Below are 18379 nucleotides of genomic sequence, written 5' to 3'. Positions count from 1 at the left end.
TGGGGATGGCCGCAGCGCCGCTCACCGCGGAGGAGTTCGGCGCTGCCCTCACCGCGCTGCGCCACGAGGCCCGGCTCTCCGTGCGGCAGGTGGCCGCCCGCAGCGGGATCCCGGCCAGCACCCTGGGCGACTACTTCGCCGGCCGTCGCCTGCCGCCGTGGAACCGGCCCGAGGTGCTCCGCGGGATCCTCGAGGCCTGCGGCGTCCCGGCGGGGGAGGTCCCCGCCTGGGAGCAGCGGCTCTGGGAGATGCGCACTCGCCCGGCCCCGCCGGCCGCCCGGCGCGCCCCGTGGTTGGGCCTGGAGAGCTACGGCGTCGAGGACGCGGACCTCTTCTTCGGCCGGGAGCAGGAGCGGGCCGAGCTGGGGGACGCGGTGCTCACCGCCCTCGCCGACCGGGCCACGGTCGCCGTGGTGGGTCCCTCCGGGGCCGGCAAGTCGTCGCTGCTCGGCGCCGGCCTGAGCGACCTGGGCGGTGACGTCGACGTGCGGCGGATCACGCCAGGCGCACTGCCCGTGGACCTGCTGGTGGACACCCTCCCACCTCCGGCGGCGCACGACCAGGCCTGCGTCGTGGTCGTGGACCAGCTGGAGGAGCTGTTCACCCTCGGGCACGACCGGGTGGTCCAGCACCGCTTCCTCGAGCTCCTGGGGCGCTGGCTGCGGCACGGTGACGTCTCCGGCCCCGCCACCGGCGACGACGACGGGGCGGCCGCCCCCGGCCGGCGCGCCGTGGTCGTGGGGCTGAGGGCCGACCACTACGGCACAGCGGCCGAGCACCCCCTCCTGCTCCGGGCCCTGCGGGACCGGCAGGTGCTCGTCGGACCGCCCGGGCGGACCGAGCTGCACGCGGTCATCACCGGTCCGGCCCGGCTCGTGGGGCTGGACCTGCAGGACGGCCTCGTCGACCTGATCCTGGCCGAGGCGCTCGGTCACGGGCACGCCTCTCAGGTGCTGCCGCACCTGTCCCACTTGCTGCGGTCGATGTGGGCGGAGAGCGACCGGCGTGAGCTCACGCGCGACCACTACGACCGGGTCGGCGGGTTCCGCGGGTCCCTGGTGAGGTGGGCCGACGCCGTCGTCGACGCGCTCCCCGACGAGGACCGCCGCACCGCACGGAGGCTGCTGCTGCGTCTCGTCGGGGTCCAGCAGGGGCAGGCGCCGTCGCGCCGGTGGGCGGCCCGGGAGGAGCTGCAGGCCCTCGGTGCCCGCGCCCAGGACGTCCTGGAGCACCTCTCCGACCGACGGCTGGTCGTGCTGGAGGACGACCGCGCCTCGCTGAGCCACGAGGTGCTGCTCGTCGACTGGCCCCTCATGGACCGGTGGATCCGTGAGCGGGGCGGCGCGTTGCAGGTCCGCGACCGGGTGGCGGCCCGGCGCGCCGACTGGGTGGAGGCCGGTCGCGACCCGGCGCTGCTGCTCACCGGCAGCCAGCTCGCCGTGGCCGAGGACTGGCTGGCCGAGCACCGTGAGGACGCCACGCCCGAGGAGGTCGACTTCGTCGAGGCCTCGGCCCGGCGCGAGCAGGACGTCGCCGCCGGCCGGGAGCGCGCCCACCGGCGCACCCGACGTCTGCTGGCGGCCACCACCGTGCTGGCGGTCGCCACGGCCGGGCTGTCCGTGGCGGCCGTCTCCTCCCGCCAGGAGATCCAGGTGCAGCGGGACGAGGCCCGGTCCCGGCAGGTGGCCAACCTCGCCGTGTCCCTGCGGGAGGAGCACCCGGCCACCGCCGCCCAGTTCGCCGTCTCCGCCCACGCCCTGAGGCCGACCCGGGAGGCGGTGGTCGCCGTGCTCGACGCCGCCGCTGGGCCGCGCCTGACGAGGCACCTCGACGGGGCCGGCGTCAACCGCGGCGACGTCGCCCCCGACGGGTCCTGGGTCGCCCTCGGCGCGGCCGACGGGAGCGTGCGCACCGCCGCGCTCACCGACGACGGGCTGGCCGAGCCGTCCGCCCCGATCAACGTCCTGACCGAGCAGACCAGTCCCACCACGGGGGTCGCCGACCTGGTGGTCACCCCCGACGGGGCCGCTGTGGTGGCCACCGCCGGACCCGACGGGCTGCGTCTCGTCGACGTCGCCGACCCCGCCCGCCCCCGGGACGCCGGGACCCTCGTCGTGCCGGCCGCCGGCGACCCGGGGTACGCCGTCGCCGTCGACGTGCGTCCGGTCGGGGACGGGCAGCTGCTCGTGGCGGGTGCCGGGGCGCAGGTCCTGGCGTGGACGCGGCCCGCCGTCGACGAGGACGACCCGGCCGGCGGGTGGGAGCAGGCGGAGGTGGTGGCCGACCACGGCCGACCGGTGGTCGACCTGGCCATGGCGCCGGACGGACTGCTCGCGGTCACCCTCGGCGACGACGGCACCGCGGTGCTGTGGCGGGTGGAGGAGGACGCCTGGGAGCGTCTCGACGACGTCCTGGTGGACCCCGACGGCCGGCTGCAGCACCGGGTCGAGCTGTCGCCGGACGGGGCGACGGCGGCGGTCGTGGGCCGGGACAAGACGCTGCGGCTCTTCGCGGTGGGGGACGGGGAGCTGGAGCCCGAGGGGGAGGCGCGGGCCTTCGCCAGCTACGTCAACGACGTCGAGTTCGCGCCCGACGGCGAGCAGCTGGTCGCCGTCGGCTCGGCGGGGGAGGTGCACCTGTGGCGCCGCGGCCCCGGCGGCTGGGACACCACCACCTGGGACGTCCCGGCCGCCTCGGTGGCGACGGCCGCGCCCAACGTCTCCGTCGTCGCCCTCGACGACGGTCGCTGGTTCGTGGCCCCCGAGAACGACGAGTGGTTCCTGTGGGACACCACCGGGCCGGTCCCGGTCCGGCACGGGGACGGCGTCTTCACCACCCGGGCGGCCGCCGACGGAGACCTGCTGCTCGTCGCGGCCGGGGCGGGCGACGGGCGGCTCGTGCTCTACGACACCACCGACGACCCCCGCCGGCCCCGCCAGGTCTCGGCCGTCCGCGCGCCCGAGGGGGAGGCCTTCAGCGGCGCCGCCGACCTGGGGCCCGCGGGCACCGTGATGGTGGGCGGCACCATCGCCGACCGGGTGCTCGCCTACGACGTGCGCGACCCCGCCGACCCCGTCACCGTGCTCGACGACGACCTCACCGGGGGCCGGGTCGAGGAGGCCGACCGCAAGATCGTGGAGATGGTCGCCTTCGACTCGGCCGGATCGACCCTCGTCGCCGGCGGCGACAACGGCTGGATCTCCTGGTACGACGTGGACCAGGAACGGGCCACCGTGGAGCTGGCCGGCCGCGCGGACACCGGGGGGCTGGTGTATGCCGTCGCGCACTCGGTGCACGACGTCGCCGTCGTGGGGCAGGTGGGCCGGACCCGCCTGTGGAGCACCCGGTCCGGCGAGCTCCTCGGCGACCTCGAGACCCCGGGCGCCGTGCTCGGACTCGACCTCGACCCCGCCGACGAGCACCTGGTGGCCGTGGGTGCCGGCCGTGAGGTGACCGTCTGGGACGTGCGGGAGCCCGCGTCGCCGGTGCTCGTCGACACGCTCACCGGCCCGGGGTCGGAGGTCTACAACGTGCAGTACAGCTCCGACGGGACCCGCCTCGCCGCGGCCTCCCAGGACGGTCGGCTGTGGGTCTGGGACCGGACCGACGACGGGTGGGCCGACCCGCTGGCGCTCGACGCGGCGCAGACCCGGCTCTTCGCGGTCGGCTGGGGGGCGGGCGACGAGGTGCTCTACGCCGGGGGGAACCTGGGGGAGGTCCGCATCTGGGACACCGACGTCGACCGGGCCCGGTCCTGGATCTGCCGGACGACCGGTGTGCCGCTGACGGAGCAGGAGTGGGCCGACCGGCTGCCCGGCGTCCCCTGGACCGTGCCCTGCGAGGAGTCCTAGCGCCGTAGCCCCCGCACGGGTCAGGCCTGCAGCGCCCGCTCCAGGTCCGCGACGATGTCCTCCGGTGCCTCGAGCCCGACCGACAGGCGCAGGATGCCCGCGCCCGGCCGGGCCTCCTCCGCCACCGGACGGTGGGTCAACGCCGCCGGGTGCTGGACGAGGCTGTCCACCCCGCCCAGCGAGACCGCGTGGGTGATCATCCGCACGCCCTCCGCCACCCGGCGCGCCCGGTCGTAGCTGCCGAGGTCGAAGGCCAGCACCGCACCCGGCCCGGTCATCTGCGTGCCCACGAGCCCGGCCGGGTCGGCGCCTTCGGTCCCGGGGTAGTAGACGCGCGCGACGTCGGTGTGCGCGGTCAGCCAGCCGGCCACCACCTGTGCACCCTCCTGCTGGGCCCGCACCCGCACCGGCAGGGTCTGCAGCCCGCGGTGGGCCAGGTAGCCCGACAGCGGGTGCATGATGGCGCCGGTGACGGCCCGCACCGGCCGGATACGGCCGGCCCACGCCGCCGAGGTGGCGACCACCCCGCCGAGGACGTCTCCGTGCCCGGCGAGGAACTTGGTCACCGAGTGCAGCACGAGGCTCGCACCGTGCTCGAGCGGCCGCTGCAGCACCGGCGTGGCGAAGGTGTTGTCGACCAGCACCGGCACGTCCCCCGCCTGCTCGCACAGGGCGCGCAGGTCGACGAGGTCCAGGGTCGGGTTCGCCGGCGTCTCGACGACGACCAGCCCGGTGTCCTCCTCGATCGCGTCCGCGACGTGGTCGGCGTCGGCCCAGGTCACCCGGGTGCCCAGCAGTCCGGTGGCCAGCAGGTGGTCGCTGCCGCCGTAGAGCGGCCGGACCGCCACCACGTGGGGGGCGCCGGCGGACACGCAGGCGAGCAGGGTGGCGCTGAGCGCGGCCATCCCGGAGGCGAAGGCGACCCCGGCCTCGGCTCCCTCGAGCGCGGCCAGCGCCTCCTCGAAGCGGGCCACCGTGGGGCTCCACAGCCGCTGGTAGACGGGCGTCTGCCCCTCGCCGCGGGCCTGGCCGGAGGCCATCTGCTCGTAGGCCTCGCCCCCGGCCTCGACGTCGGGCAGCGGGTAGGTGCTGGAGAGGTCGATCGGGGGGACGTGCACCCCCAGACCGGTCAGGTCGGCCCGTCCGGCGTGGACGGCGCGGCTGTCAAGACCCAGGGCTTCGGTGTTCATAGGACAAGAGTGCAGATCCTGAGTAGTCCCGTCAATACTGCCGAAGGATGGGCGGTGTAGGTGCGGGTATGCCGTGGCGGCCGCGTCCGCATACGCTGACCGTGTGCCGAAGAACCCGCCCGACCGCGTCAAGCCCCTGGACGAGACCGACCTGGCGCTGGTGCGCCTGCTGGAGCAGGACGGGCGGATGTCCAACGCGATGCTCGCCCGCGAGGTCGGCATCGCCGAGTCCACCTGCCTGGTGCGGGTGCGCTCCCTGCGCGAGCGGGGCGTGGTCCGGGGCATCCACGCCGACGTCGACCCGGTCGCGGTCGGCCGGCCCGTCGAGGCCATGATCGCCGTCCGCTTCGGCGGGCACCGGCGCAGCCACTTCGAGCAGTTCACCGAGGAGGTCCCGCAGCTGCCCGGGGTGCTGGGTGCCTACCACGTGTCGGGAGCCATCGACTACTACGTGCACGTGGCGACCGAATCGGCCGACGCCCTGCGCGACTTCGTCCTCGACCACCTGACCAACCGCCCCGGCGTGCTGCACGCCGAGACCTCGCTGATCTTCGAGTCGCTGCGCGGCCGCGGCACGATGACGCGCCCCGACGACGAGGGCGGTCCGGAGGAGGAGCGGGAAGAACGGGCTTGACCCTCACGCGGCGTGAGGCCCCAGAGTCGGTGACGTGACCGCATACCCGCAGATGACCGACGACGTGCTGACCGTGGGGCAGGTGGCCGAGAGCCTCGGCGTGACGGTGCGCACCCTGCACCACTACGACGAGATCGGCCTCGTGGTGCCCTCCGGCCGGAGCGCCGCCGGGTACCGCCTCTACACGGAGGAGGACCTGCGGCGGCTGCAGCACGTCGTCGTCTACCGGCGGCTCGGCTTCCCGCTCGAGGAGATCGGGGAGCTGCTCGCCGACGGGGCCGACGTCGCAGCGCACCTGCGGCGGCAGCGCGCGGCGGTCACGGACAGGCTGGACGAGCTCGCAGGACTCGTCAGCGCCATCGACAAGGCCCTGGAGGCAGAGATGAGTGAGTACAAGATCACCCGCGAGGAGCAGCGCGAGCTCTTCGGCGACAACTTCGACGAGAGCTACGCGCGGGAGGCCGAGCAGCGATGGGGGGACACCGAGGCCTGGGCGCAGTCCCAGCAGCGGGCGAGGTCCTACACCAAGGAGCAGTGGGAGCAGATCAAGGACGAGGGCGACGAGATCAACGCGCGCTACGTCCGGCTCATGCGGGACGGCGTGCCGGCCGCCTCCGCGGAGGCGATGGACACCGCCGAGGCCGCGCGCCAGCAGATCTGCACCTGGTTCTACGACTGTCCGCGGCAGATGCACGCGGGCATCGCCGAGATGTACGTCGCCGACCCGCGGTTCACGAAGTCCTACGAGGACATCGCGCCCGGGCTGGCGCAGTACGTGCGCGACGCGGTCGTGGCCAACGCGGCGCGGGGCTGACCGGCACGGGCGCCGCGGCCGCCCGGTGTGGACGACCGGGTATGGGGCGTCGGTCGCCTCACGTAGGCTGCCGCCGTGACCGCTCTCGGACTGTTCGTCGCCTTCGAGGGCGGTGACGGCGCGGGTAAGTCCACCCAGGCCGACCTGCTCGCCCGGTGGCTGTCCGACCGGGGCCACGAGGTCGTGCGCACCCGTGAGCCGGGGGGCACGCCCCTCGGCCGTGCGCTGCGGGAGCTGGTGCTGCACGGCGAGGACGGGTCCGTCGCGCCCCGGGCCGAGGCGCTGATCTTCGCCGCCGACCGGGCCCAGCACGTGGCCACGGTCGTGCGTCCGGCGCTGGGCCGGGGGGCGGTGGTGGTGACCGATCGCTACCTGGACTCCTCGGTCGCCTACCAGGGTGCGGCCCGCGAGCTCGGCCACGACGAGGTGCGTGGCCTGTCCCTGTGGGCCGTCGAGGACCTGGTGCCCGACCTCACCGTGCTCCTCGACGTCGAGCCCGGTCAGGGGCGGGACCGCCGCGGCACCGTGCACGACCGGCTCGAGCGCGAGGACGACACGTTCCACGACCGGGTGCGGCAGGGGTTCCTGGCGCTCGCGGCCCGGGAGCCGGACCGCTACCTGGTGCTCGACGCCGGCGGCCCCGTCGAGGAGCTGGCCGAGCAGGTGCGCCGGCGGGTCCGGACCCTGCTCCCCGGTCCGGCGGGTGCGCCGTGAGCGTCTTCGACCAGGTGGTCGGCCAGGAGCGCGCGGTCGCGGTGCTGCGCAGGGCCGCGTCCGTGCCCGCCGCCATGACCCACGCCTGGCTGGTGACCGGTCCCCCGGGGTCGGGTCGCAGCGTGGCCGCGCGGGCGTTCGCCGCGGCCCTGCAGTGCGAACGGGTCGCGGACCCGGGCTGCGGGGAGTGCCACGCCTGCCGCACGGTGCTGGCCGGCAGCCACCCCGACGTCTCGTTCGTCTCGACCACCGAGACCTTCATCCGGGTCGACCGTGCCCGGGAGCTGGCGCTCACCGCGGCCACCCGCCCCAGCACCGGCCGCTGGCGGGTGCTCGTGGTGGAGGACGCCGACCGGCTCAACGAGCAGGCCGCCGACGCCCTGCTGAAGTCGCTGGAGGAACCGCCGCCGCGCACGGTGTGGGTGCTGTGCGCCCCGACCGCCGACGACCTCATCGTCACGGTCCGGTCCCGCTGCCGGCACCTGCAGCTCGGCACGCCTCCGGTCGACGCCGTCGCGGACCTGCTCGTGCGGCGCGACGGCATCGACCCCGCGATGGCCCACTACGCGGCCCGGGCCGCCCAGAGCCACATCGGCATCGCCCGCCGGCTGGCCACCGACGAGCACGCCCGGGCCCGGCGGCGCGAGGTGGTCGGGATCCCGACCTCCCTCACCGGCGTGGGGGCGGCGCTGAGGGCCGCCCAGGACCTCGTCGAGGAGGCGGGCGAGGGTGCCGAGACCATCTCCGCCGAGCGGGCCGAGGCCGAGCGTCGCGCCCTGCTGACCCAGCTGGGCGCCGACCCGGCCGCCCGTGCGCAGCCGCCCGCGGTCCGCAGCCACCTGCGCGACCTGGAGGTCCGGCAGAAGCGCGAGACCCGACGCCAGCAGCACGACAGCATCGACTCCGCGCTCACCGACCTGGCCTCCGTCTACCGGGACGCGCTCATGCTGGCGACCGGGTCGCCCGTCGAGCTGGTCAACGCCACCGAGCCGGAGCAGATCGAGCGGCTCGCTCGTTCCCTCTCCGCGGAGGAGCTGCTCGCCGCCCTGGAGACGATCGGCCTGGCCCGTGGACGCCTCGTGGCCAACGGGGCCCCGCTGCTGGTGCTGGAGGCGATGATGGTCGCCCTCGTCCTGCCCGAGCGGGCCGGGCGCCGGTCATGAGCCCGGCCGGACCACGGCCGCGCGTCCGACGACCGGGACCACGGCCCTTCCCGACCGCCCCGACACCCCCCACCGGCACCCTCCAGCGGGCCGACGCACGCAAAGGACCTCTCCCCGTGGCAGCACCTCGCACCTCCGGCCCCCGCCGCGCCACCCCCAACCCGGCCGGCCGCGGACGGACCGCGCGGCTGGGGACCGCCGTCGTCGTGGCCGCGCTGACGGTCCTGGCCGGGTGCACGCCCGGCACCGACCCGGGGCAGGACCCCGCCCCGGTGGAGCAGGACCACGGGTCCGGGACCACCGACGCCCAGGCCCCCGTCGAGGGGGGCAGCGGGTCGCCGGACGACGACGCCGCGACCGGCACGGCCGGGTCATCGGCGGGCGGTGCTCCCGCCGGGCTGGCCGAGTTCTACGGCCAGGAGCTGGACTGGTCCGCGTGCGAGAGCAGCTTCGAGTGCGCGACGTTGACGGTGCCGGTCGACTACGCCGAGCCGGACGCGGACACGATCGAGCTGGCGCTCCTGCGGTCGGTGGCGACCGGGCAGGCCCAGGGCTCCCTGGTCGTCAACCCCGGCGGGCCCGGCGCGTCCGGCGTGGACTACGCCATGATGGCCGGGGCCGTCGTCTCCCCCGAGGTGGCCCGGGCCTACGACGTCGTCGGCTTCGACCCCCGGGGGGTCGGTCGGTCGGCCCCGGTCACCTGCCTCGACGACGACGCGCTGGACGAGTTCCTCGGCTCCGACCCCTCGCCCGACGACCCCGCCGAGGAGGCCGAGCTGGAGACGCTCCAGGAGGAGTTCGCCGCCGCGTGCGAGGCCAACGCGGGAGACCTCCTCGAGCACGTCTCCACGGTGGAGGCGGCCCGCGACCTGGACGTCCTGCGGGCGGCCCTGGGGGAGGAGCGCCTCACCTACCTGGGGGCCTCCTACGGCACCTTCCTCGGGACCACCTACGCGACCCTGTTCCCGGACCGGGTCGGGCGGTTCGTCCTCGACGGTGCCATCGACCCCACCCTCTCGGCGGTGGAGATGGGGCTGGGCCAGGCAGCCGGGTTCGAACGGGCCACCCGCGCCTACGTCGAGGACTGCGTCGCCGGTGGGGACTGCCCGCTCGGGCAGGACGTGGAGACCGCCATGGCGGCCATCCCGGCCTTCCTCGACGACCTGGACGAGAACCCCCTGCCGGTCAGCGGCGACGAGGTGACCGAGCTGACCGAGGGCTGGGGCATGCTCGGGATCGTCGTGGCCATGTACGCCGAGGACTTCTGGCCGATCCTCACCCAGGCCCTCCAGCGGGCCCAGCAGGGCGACGGGACCCTGCTGATGTTCCTGGCCAACACCTACGCCAGCCGCGGCGCCGACGGCGTCTACGAGGGCAACGGCATGCAGTCCATCTACGCCGTCAACTGCCTGGACCGGCCGGCCGAGGAGACCGAGGAGCTGGACAGCGAGGCGGTGCGGGCGCAGTTCGAGGAGGTCTCCCCGACCTGGGGCCGCTACCTCGCCGGGGAGGGAGCCTGCGGGGTCTGGCCCGCACAGGCCTCGGAGACCGTCGAGGACTACTCCGCGACCGGCGCGGCGCCGATCCTCGTGCTGGGCACCACGCGCGACCCGGCCACCCCCTACGAGTGGGCCGTGGACCTGGCCGACGTCCTCGACTCCGGGGTGCTGGTCACCTACGACGGCGACGGGCACACCGCCTACGGCCGGTCCAACGACTGCGTCGACGGCGCGGTGGACGCCTACCTGCTCGAGGGGACCGTGCCGGAGGACGGCCTCACCTGCTGAGCACGGTTTGGGCGGGTCCGGCGTCGTCGGGTATTCTCGCTCGGGCTGCGCACGCAGCCGTGCCGCCTTAGCTCAGTCGGCCAGAGCGATTCACTCGTAATGAATAGGTCAAGGGTTCGATTCCCTTAGGCGGCTCGTCCCAGCAGCACCCCGGCCCGTTCCACGGCCCGGGGTGCTGCTGCGTCCGGGGTGCTGCCGCGCGTCGTCGGTGGCAGCCGCCGGAGAGGTCAGTCGTGGGAGGGCATCGGCCAGCGCGCCGTGGACAGGCCGGCGTCCTTGGCCCGCTGCACGGCCTCCTCGTAGCAGCGCTCGGCCTCCTCGCGGCCTGCCCAGTGGGCGCCCTCCACGGACTTGCCCGGCTCCAGGTCCTTGTAGACCTCGAAGAAGTGCTGGATCTCCAGGCGGGTGTGCTCGCTGATGTGCTCCAGCTCGCGGATGTTGCTCTTGCGCGGGTCGTCGGCCGGCACGCAGATGATCTTGTCGTCGCCGCCGGCCTCGTCGCGCATGTGGAACATGCCGATCGGTCGTGCCGCGACCAGGCATCCCGGCCAGGTCGGCTCGTCGAGCAGGACGAGGGCGTCCAGGGGGTCGCCGTCCTCCCCCAGCGTCTCCTCGATGTAGCCGTAGTCGGCGGGGTAGCGGGTCGCGGTGAACAGCATCCGGTCCAGCCGGATACGGCCGGTCGCGTGGTCGACCTCGTACTTGTTGCGGCTGCCCTGCGGGATCTCGATCGTCACGTCGAAGTGCATGTGCGCTGCTCTCTTCTGGTGGGTTCGGCTTAGGCTCTAGCCCACAGTGTTCCCTATCCGGGGGAGCGCCGACCACGGAGGGCAGGAAACGGTGCACCGCTCCCACGTCCGCACCGTCGCCTCGGCCCTGACCCTGGGTGCGCTGCTCGCCGGGGCCCCCGCGCTCGGCGCCCCGGACGACGGGAGCGCGACCTCGCCCGAGGACGCCGTCACGACGACCTCGCCGGACCCGGCGGGGGCCACCTCGGCGCCCGCTCCCACCAGCCCGGCCCAGGTGCGGCCGCTCATCACCACGACGACCCCGCCGCTGGGGCAGGTCGCCGACGGCCCGGTGCCCGACCCGGCCCAGGTGGAGGAGGCGCTGGAGGACGAGCTGGACAGCCGGTGGCTGGGCCCGGCCAACCGGCGCGCGGTCGCCGTGCGGGACGCGCTGACCGGGGAGCACCTGCTCGACCGCAACGCCGACCGCCTGCTCACGCCCGCCTCCACCACGAAGATCCTGTCCGCCGCGGCGGTCGTCACCGGGCTGGACGTCGGGGACACCTTCGCGACGCGGGTCGTCCGGGGCGCCGGGCCGCAGGACATCGTCCTGGTCGCCGGCGGCGACATGCTCCTCGGCCGGGGGGAGGGGGACCCCGACGCCGTGGCCGGGCACGCCGGGCTCGGCGACCTGGCGGCCCAGGTCGCCGAGGCCCTGGCGGAGGACGGGCCGGGCGGTCCGGTGCGGCTGCAGGTGGACCTGGGCCACGCCGCCGGGCCGGACGTGCTGGGCTCCTGGACCGACCTGTGGGTCTCGGAGGGCTACACCGGCCGGATCGTCCAGCTGGGCCTGGAGGAGGACCGCGCCCTGCCGTTCTACCCGTCCCCGGACGACCCGGCCCAGGAGGCGGTCCGGGCCTTCGCCGCCGCCCTCGTGGAGGAGGGCGTCGCGATCCTCGCCGAGGACGGTGCCGAGATCAGCGACCCCGAGGACCTGGCCGAGCTGCCGGACGTGCCCGAGGTCGAGGTGCCCCCGGGGGAGGCCACGGCCGACGGCACGGACCCCGACCCGGGCGGCACGACCTCGGCCGGGGACGCGGGCGCCGCCACGCAGGGTGCGGGCGTGGCCGAGGAGCTGGGCGTGGTGCGGTCGGCCCCGGTGCGGGACGTGCTCGCCCTCGCCCTGGCGACCAGCGACAACGCCATGGTGGAGCAGCTGTCCCGGCAGGCCGCGGTGGCCGCGGGCCGGTCCGGCGACCAGCAGGACGTCACGGCGTGGGTCCAGGAGACCCTGGTGTCGACCTACGGCGTGGACCTCACCGGGGTGGAGCTCGCCGACACGAGCGGGTTGTCGGACGGGACCCGCCTGCCGGCCCGCGTCGTCGCCGACCTGCTCGTCATGGGGGCCGACGGGAGCCATCCCGACCTGCAGGAGGTGCTGGCGGCCGGAGGGCTGCCGATCGCCGGCTACACCGGGACGTTGGCGACCCGCTTCCACCTGCCGGTGCACGGCCCGGCCATCGGCACTGCCCGGGCCAAGACCGGGTCGCTGCCCGGGGTGACGTCGCTGGCCGGGACGGTCGTGACCGCGGACGGCCGCCTCCTCGTCTACGCCCTGGGCGCCGACCGGATCGGCCGGGACGGCGCGGTCCTGGAGGCCCGGTCCGTGCTCGACGAGATGGTGGCCGAGCTGGCCCGCTGCGGCTGCTCCTGAGGGCGCGGGCGTTCGCGCGGACCGTCCGCACCGCATACCGTCGGGCCATGACCACCCGCCCCGACCCCCACGGCCAGACCGGCACCGAGCCCGGGGGCACCCCGCCGCCGGCCACCCCGGACGACGACGCCGAGGGCCTCGCCGGCCACGACCTGGTCGACTGGGACCTCGCCGCGGCCGCCGCGAGCCGGCTCGTGCCCCCGGGGCCCCGCGCGGGCCGCGCCGAGATCGAGCAGCTCGTCGCCGAGCTCCGGTCCGCGGGCGCACGCGCGGTCGAGCCGGTGGCGACCACGGCACGGCTGCGCACGCCCCCGGGGACCCCGCCCGCCCTCGTCGTCGACCGTCCGGGGTGGATCGCCGCCAACGCCGCGTCGATGGGAGCCATGCTGGCCCCCGTCCTCGACGAGGTCGTGTCCAGGAAGCGGGTGGCCGACCGGGCCCGGGCCCGGACGCGCGGCAAGGAGCTGGCCGAGGTCGGCCCCACCGCCCAGCGGATCGGCTCGGCGGTCACCGGCACGGAGGTCGCCGGGATGCTGTCGTGGATCTCCACCAAGGTGCTGGGCCAGTACGACCTCGCGCCGCAGGGCACGCCCCGGTTGATGTTCGTGGCCCCCAACATCCTGGCCGCCGAGCGCGAGCTGGACGTGGACGCCGGGGACTTCCGCCTGTGGGTGGCGATGCACGAGGAGACCCACCGGGTGCAGTTCACCGCGGTGCCCTGGCTGCGGGAGCACCTCATCGAGCAGGCCCGCTCCGTGGGTGCCCGGATGATGCCCGAGCCGGACCAGCTCGCCCAGCGGCTGGGGGAGATCGTGTCCCAGGTCCCGGGCGTGCTGCGCGGCGACACCGACATCACCCAGGTGCTGGCCAGCCCCGAGCAGCGTAAACGGCTCGCCGAGGTGACCGCGGTGATGTCCCTGCTCGAGGGGCACGCCGACGTCGTCATGGACGAGGTGGGCCCCAGCGTGATCCCCACGGTGGCCACCATCCGGTCCCGGTTCACCGAGCGGCGCAAGGGGGCCGGCGGCGTCGACAAGCTGCTGCGGCGGCTGCTGGGGATGGAGGCCAAGATGCGTCAGTACCACGACGGCGCCGTCTTCGTCCGGGCCGTGACGGACCAGGTCGGCGTGGACGGCTTCAACGCCCTGTGGACCTCGCCGCAGACCCTGCCGCGGCCCACCGAGATCGCCGAGCCGCACACCTGGGTCGCCCGGGTCCACGGCTGACCCGTCGGTCGCTCCCGTGCCCGGGCCGCACCCCGCCGTCGCCGCCACCCGCGTGGCCGTGCGCCGGACGCTGGCGTCCCTGCCGACGGCCGGGCCGGTGCTCGTCGCCTGCTCGGGCGGGGCCGACTCCCTCGCGCTCGCCGCGGCCACCGCGTTCGAGGCGTCCCGGGCGGGGCTCACGGCCGGTGCCGCCGTCGTCGACCACGGGCTCCAGGACGGCTCCCGGCGGGTCGCCGCCGAGGCCGCCGAGGCGTGCCGGGCGCTGGGCCTGAGCCCGGTGGAGGTCGTCCGGGTCGACGGGGCCGCCACCCCGGCGTCGGGTCCGGGGCCGGGGCCCGAGGGGGCGGCGCGGCGGGCCCGGTATGCCGCGCTCCTGGCGGCGGCCCGCCGGCTCGGGGCGGTGGCGGTCCTCACCGGGCACACCCGGGAGGACCAGGCCGAGCAGGTGCTGCTGGGCCTGGCCCGCGGCTCGGGGGCCCGGTCGCTGGCCGGCATGCGCCCCGTCCGCGCCCTCGGGGCGGACCCGGAGGTGCGGCTGGTCCGACCGTTCCTGGGGGTCGGCCGGGCCCAAACCGTGCAGGCCTGCGGCTCCCTGGGGCTGACGCCCTGGACCGACCCGCACAACGCCGATCCCCGCTTCGCCCGGGTGCGTGCCCGTCTGGCGATGGTCCTGCTCGAGGACGAGCTCGGCCCGGGGCTCGTGGCCGGCCTGGCGCGGTCGGCCGAGCTGCTGCGCGACGACGCCGACGCTCTCGAGGAGGTGAGCGCCAGGGCGTACGAGGACCTGGGACCGCCCCCGTGGGAGGTGCGCGCCGTGCGGGCCCTGCCCCCCGCCGTGCGTCGCCGGCTCTGGCGCCGCGTCGCCCTGGCCGAGGGCAGCCCGGGCACCGACCTCACCGGCGAGCACCTGCGCGCCGTCGACACCCTGGTCACGGACTGGCACGGGCAGGGGCCGGTCCACCTGCCCGGCTCGGTGCGGGCCCGGCGGGAGGGCGGCCTGCTGCACCTGGGCCGTCCGTAGTTGAATGGCCACGAACGCTGCACCCCGACCCCGGGACGTTCGACCCGGGACGACGACCCCCGACACGAAGGAGCAGGCCCGTGGATGCCGAGCACATGGGTGCCGACCTGGAGGACGTGATGTTCACCGAGGAGCAGATCCAGCAGCGGCTGGCCGAGCTCGCGTCGCAGGTGTGGCAGGACTACGCCGACAAGGACGTGCTCCTCGTCGGCGTCCTCAAGGGGGCGGTCATGGTGATGGCCGACTTCGCCCGGGCCCTGCCGGGGTCGGCGGAGATGGACTGGATGGCGGTCAGCAGCTACGGCTCGGGGACCAAGTCCAGCGGGGTGGTGCGCATCCTCAAGGACCTGGACACCGACATCAGCGGCCGGCACGTGCTCATCGTCGAGGACATCATCGACTCCGGGCTGACGCTGAGCTGGATCCGCACGAACCTCGAGTCGCGCCGCCCCGCGTCGGTGGAGATCTGCACGCTGCTGCGCAAGCCCGAGGCGGCCAAGGTCTCCATCGACGTGCGCTACGTCGGCTTCGAGATCCCCAACGCCTTCGTCGTGGGCTACGGGCTGGACTACGCGGAGAAGTTCCGCAACCTGCGCGTCATCGGCACCCTGGCGCCGCACGTCTACAGCTGACGGGGGTGCCAGGGGGCGCGGCCCCCCGGGTGATGGAACACTGGCCCCCTGCCGCACGTTGTCGGCAGGAGACCCGTGCCGACATCGAACGATCAGGAGGACCGGGGCCAGCGCGTCCGACCCGCGCCGACCCCGACGCGACCACATGAGCACCGCCAAGCCGCGACCCCGACCCAAGCCCAGTCCGTGGATCTGGATCTTCCTGTTCCTGGGCATGGGCATCCTGTGGTTCTCCCTGCTGTCCCCCAGCGCGTTCACCCGCATCGACACCGTCGACGCCCTGGAGCTCATCCGGGACGAGAAGGTCGCCGAGGCCGTCGTCACCCCCGACCGGGTGGACCTGACGCTCAAGGAGGGGGAGACCTTCTCCAGCCCCGACGTGCGTGAGACCGGGAAGGTGCAGGCCTACTACGTGGAGGCGCGGGGCGAGCAGATCATCGCCGCGCTGGACGAGAACCCGCCGAGCGAGACCTGGACCGACGACCCGGCCCGGCCGAACGTGTTCGTCTCGATGCTGGTCAACTTCCTGCCGCTGCTGCTCATCCTGGGTCTGTTCCTGTGGCTGATGACGCGGATGCAGGGCGGCGGCCGGGGCGTCATGCAGTTCGGCAAGTCCAAGGCCAAGCTGGCCACCAAGGACATGCCCAAGGTCACCTTCGCCGACGTGGCCGGCGCGGACGAGGCGGTCGAGGAGCTGCACGAGATCAAGGAGTTCCTCTCCGAGCCCCGCAAGTTCCTCGAGGTCGGGGCCAAGATCCCCAAGGGCGTGCTGCTCTACGGCCCTCCCGGCACCGGCAAGACCCTGCTGGCCCGGGCGGTCGCCGGGGAGGCCGGCGTGCCGTTCTACTCCATCAGCGGGTCGGACTTCGTCGAGATGTTCGTCGGCGTCGGCGCCTCCCGCGTGCGTGACCTGTTCGAGCAGGCCAAGGAGAACGCCCCGGCGATCATCTTCGTCGACGAGATCGACGCCGTCGGCCGGCACCGCGGCGCCGGCATGGGCGGCGGGCACGACGAGCGCGAGCAGACGCTGAACCAGCTGCTGGTGGAGATGGACGGCTTCGACGTCAAGACCAACGTCATCCTCATCGCGGCCACCAACCGGCCCGACATCCTCGACCCCGCGCTGCTGCGCCCGGGCCGCTTCGACCGGCAGATCGCCGTCGAGGCCCCCGACATGCTCGGCCGGCTGCACATCCTCCAGGTGCACGGCAAGGGAAAGCCGCTCGCCGACGTGGACCTCATGGCGATCGCCCGCCGGACCCCCGGGTTCTCCGGCGCCGACCTGGCCAACGTGCTCAACGAGGCCGCGCTGCTGGCTGCCCGCAAGAACGAGAAGGTCATCAACGACCACGACCTCGACGAGGCGATCGACCGGGTCATGGCCGGCCCGCAGAAGCGGACCCGGGTGATGAGCGCCAAGGAGAAGAAGATCACCGCCTACCACGAGGGTGGGCACGCCCTGGTGGCCGCGGCGATGAACCACACCGACCCGGTGAGCAAGGTGACGATCCTGCCGCGCGGCCGCGCCCTGGGCTACACGATGGTGCTCCCGGCGGACGACAAGTACTCCACGACCCGCAACGAGCTGCTCGACCAGCTCGCCTACGCCCTGGGCGGCCGGGTCGCCGAGGAGCTGGTCTTCCACGACCCCACCACCGGGGCCGCCAACGACATCGAGAAGGCCACCGGCCTGGCCCGCAAGATGGTCACCCAGTTCGGGATGAGCGAGCGGGTCGGGGCGGTCAAGCTCGGCTCCGCCGGCGGCGAGGTCTTCCTCGGCCGCGACATGGGTCACGAGCGGGACTACTCCGAGGACCTGGCCGGCGTCGTCGACCAGGAGGTCCGCCGGCTCATCGAGGCCGCGCACGACGAGGCCTGGCACGCGCTCAACGACAACCGGGACGTCCTGGACGCCCTCGTCCTGGAGCTGCTGGAGAAGGAGACGCTCAACGCCGCGGCGATCGCCGAGATCTTCAAGGACGTGCGCAGGCGCCCCGAACGGCCCGTGTGGCTCTCCTCCGACAGCCGGCACGTGCACACCGAGGGGCCGGTGCTCACCGAGGCGGAGAAGCACGCCATGGCCAACGGCCACGGGCCGGCGGCCGAGGACGGGCAGGAGCACCCGCCGCACAAGGTCGTCGAGGTCCCGGAGGGCGGGTATGTCGACCCCGGGAACCGGTGACCCGGCCCAGCAGGCGGGCCCGGGCACTGACCCGGGCACTGACCCGGGTGGCGACGCGTCCCGGCCGGTCCTGACGGACGAGGCCGACGCCCCCGGCGGGCCGGTCGTGCAGGAGGTCGACCACGACCGGATCGCGGCGGCCGTGCGCGAGATCCTCCTCGCCGTCGGCGAGGACCCCGACCGGGACGGCCTGCGGGACACCCCGGCCCGGGTCGCCCGGTCCTACGCCGAGGTCTTCTCCGGGCTGCGCCAGGACGCCTCCGAGGTCCTCGGGACCCGGTTCGACGTGGAGCACGACGAGATGATCATCGTGCGTGACATCGCCCTCTACAGCGTGTGCGAGCACCACCTGGTCCCCTTCCACGGGGTGGCCCACATCGGCTACGTCCCGGGCCGGGACGGGCGCGTCGTCGGGCTGTCCAAGCTCGCCCGGCTGGTCGACGTCTACGCCCGCCGGCCCCAGGTGCAGGAGCGGCTGACCACCCAGATCGCCGAGGCGCTCGTCGACCACCTCGACCCCGGCGGGGTGATGGTCGTGGTCGAGGCCGAGCACCTGTGCATGTCCATGCGGGGCGTGCGTCGTCCGGGCGCGCGGACGACGACCTCGGCGGTACGCGGCATGCTGCGCGACCCCGCCACCCGGGCCGAGGCGATGAGTCTGATGACCGGCCGGAGCACGTGACCGTGGTGCCCCCCGTCGCCGACCTGGTCCGACCGGGCCCG

14 protein-coding genes and 1 tRNA gene are annotated in these 18379 nt (G+C 74.8%); 13 read left to right on the top strand and 2 right to left on the bottom strand.

Translation table 11 applies throughout. The annotated features are described in order from the left end of the window. Positions 1-5: 5 nt before the first annotated feature. Entirely contained in the window at positions 6-3851 is a 3846-nt protein-coding gene (locus FJR00_RS00520) for an nSTAND1 domain-containing NTPase (protein WP_181409421.1), read from the top strand. A 20-nt stretch (positions 3852-3871) separates the two neighbouring features. Here FJR00_RS00520 and FJR00_RS00515 read toward each other — a convergent pair whose 3' ends face one another. Then, positions 3872-5041, bottom strand: coding sequence for a trans-sulfuration enzyme family protein (locus FJR00_RS00515; RefSeq protein ID WP_141336996.1), 1170 nt, complete (start codon positions 5039-5041; stop codon positions 3872-3874). A gap of 103 nt (positions 5042-5144) precedes the next feature. Here FJR00_RS00515 and FJR00_RS00510 point away from each other — a divergent pair, with 103 nt between their 5' ends. The 6 genes from FJR00_RS00510 (at position 5145) to FJR00_RS00485 (ending at position 10288) form a co-directional block, all read left to right on the top strand. Next, the gene (locus tag FJR00_RS00510; RefSeq protein WP_141336995.1) at positions 5145-5675 is read left to right on the top strand and encodes an Lrp/AsnC family transcriptional regulator; all 531 of its coding nucleotides are present in this window, start codon (positions 5145-5147) and stop codon (positions 5673-5675) included. Positions 5676-5709: 34 nt separating this feature from the next. Continuing rightward, positions 5710-6489: a MerR family transcriptional regulator gene (locus FJR00_RS00505; RefSeq protein WP_337678376.1), complete on the top strand. Its 780-nt coding sequence runs from the start codon at positions 5710-5712 to the stop codon at positions 6487-6489. 75 nt (positions 6490-6564) lie between these two features. Continuing rightward, a complete protein-coding gene (tmk, locus tag FJR00_RS00500) occupies positions 6565-7203 on the top strand; it encodes a dTMP kinase (protein WP_141336994.1) in 639 nt (212 codons plus the stop codon). Further along, on the top strand, positions 7200-8366 hold the full coding sequence (locus FJR00_RS00495; protein WP_075958070.1) for a DNA polymerase III subunit delta': 1167 nt from the start codon (positions 7200-7202) through the stop codon (positions 8364-8366). Before tmk ends, FJR00_RS00495 begins: the two co-directional genes overlap by 4 nt. A 116-nt stretch (positions 8367-8482) precedes the next feature. Further along, positions 8483-10153, top strand: coding sequence for an alpha/beta hydrolase (locus FJR00_RS00490; protein ID WP_238330217.1), 1671 nt, complete (start codon positions 8483-8485; stop codon positions 10151-10153). A 61-nt stretch (positions 10154-10214) separates the two neighbouring features. Continuing rightward, a tRNA-Thr gene (locus FJR00_RS00485) sits at positions 10215-10288 on the top strand. Positions 10289-10380: 92 nt separating this feature from the next. On the opposite strand, the gene FJR00_RS00480 is transcribed toward FJR00_RS00485, so the two are convergent. Next, a complete protein-coding gene (locus tag FJR00_RS00480) occupies positions 10381-10902 on the bottom strand; it encodes an inorganic diphosphatase (protein ID WP_075958057.1) in 522 nt (173 codons plus the stop codon). A gap of 91 nt (positions 10903-10993) precedes the next feature. On the opposite strand from FJR00_RS00480, the gene FJR00_RS00475 reads away from it, so the two are divergent. From FJR00_RS00475 to folE, 6 genes are all read left to right on the top strand, one after another. After that, entirely contained in the window at positions 10994-12595 is a 1602-nt protein-coding gene (locus tag FJR00_RS00475) for a D-alanyl-D-alanine carboxypeptidase/D-alanyl-D-alanine-endopeptidase (RefSeq protein WP_141336993.1), read from the top strand. Between the two features lie 47 nt (positions 12596-12642). Then, positions 12643-13821 carry a zinc-dependent metalloprotease gene (locus FJR00_RS00470; RefSeq protein WP_141336992.1) on the top strand — a complete coding sequence of 393 codons (1179 nt, stop codon included), beginning with the start codon at positions 12643-12645 and terminating at the stop codon, positions 13819-13821. A 16-nt stretch (positions 13822-13837) separates the two neighbouring features. Further along, positions 13838-14842 carry a tRNA lysidine(34) synthetase TilS gene (gene tilS / locus FJR00_RS00465; RefSeq protein WP_141336991.1) on the top strand — a complete coding sequence of 335 codons (1005 nt, stop codon included), beginning with the start codon at positions 13838-13840 and terminating at the stop codon, positions 14840-14842. 80 nt (positions 14843-14922) lie between these two features. Then, positions 14923-15474 (top strand): hypoxanthine phosphoribosyltransferase, encoded by a 552-nt coding sequence (gene hpt / locus FJR00_RS00460; protein ID WP_141336990.1) that lies wholly within the window; start codon positions 14923-14925, stop codon positions 15472-15474. A gap of 145 nt (positions 15475-15619) precedes the next feature. Further along, the gene (gene ftsH, locus FJR00_RS00455) at positions 15620-17656 is read left to right on the top strand and encodes an ATP-dependent zinc metalloprotease FtsH (protein WP_141336989.1); all 2037 of its coding nucleotides are present in this window, start codon (positions 15620-15622) and stop codon (positions 17654-17656) included. Beyond that, entirely contained in the window at positions 17634-18338 is a 705-nt protein-coding gene (gene folE / locus FJR00_RS00450; RefSeq protein WP_083664109.1) for a GTP cyclohydrolase I FolE, read from the top strand. Before ftsH ends, folE begins: the two co-directional genes overlap by 23 nt. Positions 18339-18379 lie beyond the last annotated feature (41 nt).

The sequence above is a fragment of the Ornithinimicrobium kibberense genome (genome assembly GCF_006519705.1).
Lineage (GTDB): Bacteria > Actinomycetota > Actinomycetes > Actinomycetales > Dermatophilaceae > Ornithinicoccus > Ornithinicoccus kibberensis.
Note: the sequence above shows the minus strand (reverse complement) of the source record. Positions and strands in the feature narration are given on the sequence as shown.